Consider the following 3,918-nt stretch of genomic DNA (forward strand, 5'->3'; position numbering starts at 1 on the left):
GGCGATATGTTCTTCTGCATCGTGGGCAACGTGGTGGACGGCCACAGCTTCGCCCAGGATGCCATCGATCACGGCGCCACCACCCTGGTGGTCGAGCGCAAGGTGTACTTGGCCGACGCCACCGACGTCACCGAGGTAGTCGTCTCTGACTCCCGCAAGGCCATGGCTCAGGTGGCAGCCAATTTCTACGATCATCCCTCGAAGGATTTCTCGCTCGTGGGCATCACGGGCACCAACGGCAAGACCACCACCACGTATTTGGTCGAGCACATTGCCAGCGTGGCCGGGAAGCGCTGCGGCGTCATCGGCACCGTGGGCAACAAGATCAACGGGCGCATGGAGAAATCGGAGCACACCACCCCCGAATCACCCGACCTGCAGAAGCTCTTCGCGCGCATGCGCGACGCCGGGGTGGACGTGGTGGCTATGGAGGTAAGCTCCCATGCGCTCGACCTGGTGCGCACCTGGGGCGCCACCTTCGCCGTTACCGCTTTCACGAACCTCACCCAGGATCATCTGGACTACCACCATACCTTCGACGACTACTTTGAGGCCAAGGCCTTGTTGTTCTCGAAGGACTATCCGGCCAAGCGCGTCATCAGCATCGACGGCTCCTGGGGCCGCGAGCTGCTGCGGCGTTGCACGGCCGCGGGCGATGAGGTCATCACCACGGGCTTCGACGCCACGGCTCAAATTCATCCGCGCTCGGTCACCTATGGCGCCACGCGCACTCAGGTTCAGCTGGAGGTGCGCGGCAGCGTTGTCGAGCTGGACTACCCGCTGGTAGGCCGCTTCAACGTGGAGAACGTCATGACCGCGTTCGCCAGCTGTCTGCACCTGGGCATCCCCGCCGCGGTTATCGCCGAGGCACTGGCCACCATGCCGCCGGTGCCGGGCCGCCTGGAGCAGGTGGCCTGCGCGGTGGAGGCACCCATCACCATCTATGTGGACTACGCCCATACCCCCGATGCCCTGGCCAAGGCCATCGCCTCCATTCAGGAGTTCACCGATCACCACACCATTGTGGTGTTCGGCTGCGGCGGCAACCGCGACGCCAGCAAGCGCCCCATTATGGGCCAAGCTGCCCTCGCGGCCGATTACGCCGTGGTCACCAGCGACAATCCTCGCAAGGAAGACCCCGACGCCATCATCGCCGATATTGTGGCCGGCATGGAAGATACCAGCCGCTACGAGGTGGAGCCCGACCGCCGATCTGCCATTGCCCGCGCCATCGCCGTGGCGCAGCCGGGAGACGCTATCCTGTTAGCAGGCAAAGGCCACGAGGACTACCAGCTGGTGGGAGACCAGGTGCTGTCCTTCGACGATCGTCTCGTCGCTGCTGAAGAGCTCGAACGGGCCTTCTCGGGCGAAGGGAACGAAGCCTGACAGGAAAGGAACGCGCGTGCGCCTCAACGCAAAACAAATCGCAGCATACACGGGCGGCCAGTTTCTCGTAGATCCCATTGATCCCAGCGCTCTCATGACGGGCATCACCTGGGATTCTCGCGAAGTGCAGCCCGGCTGGCTCTATGTGGCCCTTCCGGGCGAACGGGTAGACGGCCACAGCTTCGTCGAGGCCGCTTTGCGTGCCGGCGCTCGGGGCGCCCTTGTTATGCAACCGCCTGCCCCCTCGGCTTTGCTGCTGGCCCGCGAAATGGGCGCGGCCGTTATCGAGGTGGCCAACACCACCAGTGCCATAACCGACTTGGCCCGCGCATGGCGGGGGCATCTGCACGGGCGCGTCATCGCGCTGACGGGCTCGGTGGGCAAGACCACTACCAAAAACCTCATGCGCGACGTCTGCGCGGCGGCCGGCTCCGTGGTGGCAACCAAGGCCAACCAGAACAACGAGCTGGGCGTTCCCCGTACGCTGTTGGCGGCCGACCCGGAAACTGCCACAGTTGTGGTAGAGATGGGCATGCGCGGTCGGGGCCAAATTGCCGAGCTTACCGAGTTCGTGCGCCCCGAATGGGGGCTCATCACCAATGTGGGTGAGAGCCATATCGAGCTGCTCGGTTCCCGCGAGAACATTGCCCGCGCCAAGGCCGAGCTGCTTGCAGCTCTGCCCGCCGGCACCGGCCAGGCCTTCCTCAACGGCGCCGATGACTTCTCGGCGTTCTGCGCCGACGATGCTCGTCTGTCCGCGCGCTCGGTAGCCCTCACGGTGTTCGACGGGTCCCCCGACGCCGCCGATCATTTCGCGGCTTTGGAGAAGGCCGGGGCAACGGTTGCCCGTCGCCTGTGGGCCGAGGACGTCGTACTCGATGAAGAAGGGCGCCCCCGCTTCACGCTGTGCGCCGCCGGCTTCACCGACGATGGCGTCGTCGAGCGCACGCCCTGCGCGCTGGCGCTCCAAGGGGCCCACAATGTCGCCAACGCCTGCGGTGCCGCTGCCGTGGGACGGGCGCTCGGCCTTGAGCTGGCGGCCGTGGCCGAGGCCCTGCACGGGTCGGTGCCCGAGTCGGGACGCCAGGAAATGCTTACGGCGCGGGGCGGCTTCACGGTCATCAACGACGCCTACAACGCCAGCCCCGATTCCATGCGCGCGTCGCTTGCCACCTTTGCCGCCTTGGCGGTGACGGGCCGCCGCATCGCCGTGCTGGGCGATATGGGCGAGCTGGGTCATTTTGCCCCTGCGTGTCATCGCGGAGTGGGGGAGGCGGCCGCTGGCGCCTCCCTGGATCAACTGGTGTGCGTGGGCGATTTGGCTGCGCTCATCGCCGAGGGCGCCCAGGAGGCGGGCATGGACCCGTCGCGCATCGTGCGCGCCCGAACGGTGGCCGATGTGCTCGAAGAGCTTGACGGTCGCCTCGAGCCGGGGGATGCGGTGCTGGTGAAAGCCTCGCATTTCATGGAGCTCAATCGTGTTGTCGAAGGATTGGTTAGCTAAATGTTCTCTCTGTTCTCGTCCTATCCCACGTTCATGATCTTCTTGGCCGTCGTGGTGTCCATGGTGGTCACCATGCTGCTCATGCCGGCCTGGATTCGCTTCCTGAAAACGAGCCATATCGGCCAGCAGGTGCGTGCCGACGGCCCGCAGAGCCATCTTGTTAAGCAGGGCACGCCCACCATGGGCGGCGTCATCATGCTGGTGGCGGTCATTGCCTTTACGCTGCTGGCCTCGGTGGGCGCTCCCACGCCCGAGCTGTGGCTGCTTTTGGGCGCCACCGTGCTCACCGGCGTCCTCGGCCTTATCGACGATGCCTCCAAGGTGGCCCATGAGCGTTCCCTGGGCCTGACGCCCAAGGCGAAGCTGGTGGGGCAGTTCGCCATTGCCACGGTGTTCGTGCTGTGCGCGGTCAATATGCTGGGCATCGAGCCCACGGTGGAGATTCCCTTTGTCTGCACCATCGATTTGGGCGTGCTGACCACCGTTGTGCCGGTGGGCGACGGTATCGAGATTCCCTGGCTCTATCTGGTCTACTGCCTTATCTTGCTTGTGGGCCTGTGCAACGCCGTGAACCTGACGGACGGCCTGGACGGCCTGGCGGCGGGCACTGTCATGATCGTCATGCTCGTCATGGCCGCCATCGCCTTCCGCGCCGGCGTGTTGGAGCCGGCGCTGTTCGCCGGGGCCCTGGCCGGTGCCTGCATTGGCTTTCTGTGGTTCAACTCGTTCCCGGCCGACATTTTCATGGGCGACACGGGCTCGCTGGCCTTAGGGATGGCCCTGGGCTGCTTGGCCGTGGTCACCAAGACCGAGTTCGTGGTCATCATCATCGGCGGTCTCTTCGTGGCCGAGGCCCTGTCCGTCATGATCCAAGTCTTCTACTACAAAAAGACGAAGAAGCGCATCTTCCTTATGGCGCCGCTGCACCACCACTTCGAGAAGAAGGGCTGGTCGGAGACGAAGGTGGTCGTGCGCTTCTGGATTGTGTCCGGCATGCTGGCCGCTTGCGGCTTCGTGCTGTACTTCGC

General features: G+C 64.9%; 3 protein-coding genes. All 3 read left to right on the forward strand.

Annotated features, from left to right (window positions below):
* Positions 1-1,386, forward strand: a 1,386-nt coding sequence (locus tag QZ307_RS10860) for a UDP-N-acetylmuramoyl-L-alanyl-D-glutamate--2,6-diaminopimelate ligase (RefSeq protein ID WP_295999731.1), incomplete at its 5' end; no start/stop codon positions are given.
* A 16-nt stretch (positions 1,387-1,402) separates the two neighbouring features.
* Entirely contained in the window at positions 1,403-2,890 is a 1,488-nt protein-coding gene (gene murF, locus QZ307_RS10865; RefSeq protein WP_295999733.1) for a UDP-N-acetylmuramoyl-tripeptide--D-alanyl-D-alanine ligase, read from the forward strand.
* A partial coding sequence (gene mraY / locus QZ307_RS10870; protein WP_295999734.1) for a phospho-N-acetylmuramoyl-pentapeptide-transferase occupies positions 2,891-3,918 on the forward strand: 1,028 nt, incomplete at its 3' end. It lies immediately after the preceding gene.

It is taken from the genome of uncultured Adlercreutzia sp. (assembly GCA_910585575.1).
Classification (GTDB): domain Bacteria; phylum Actinomycetota; class Coriobacteriia; order Coriobacteriales; family Eggerthellaceae; genus Adlercreutzia.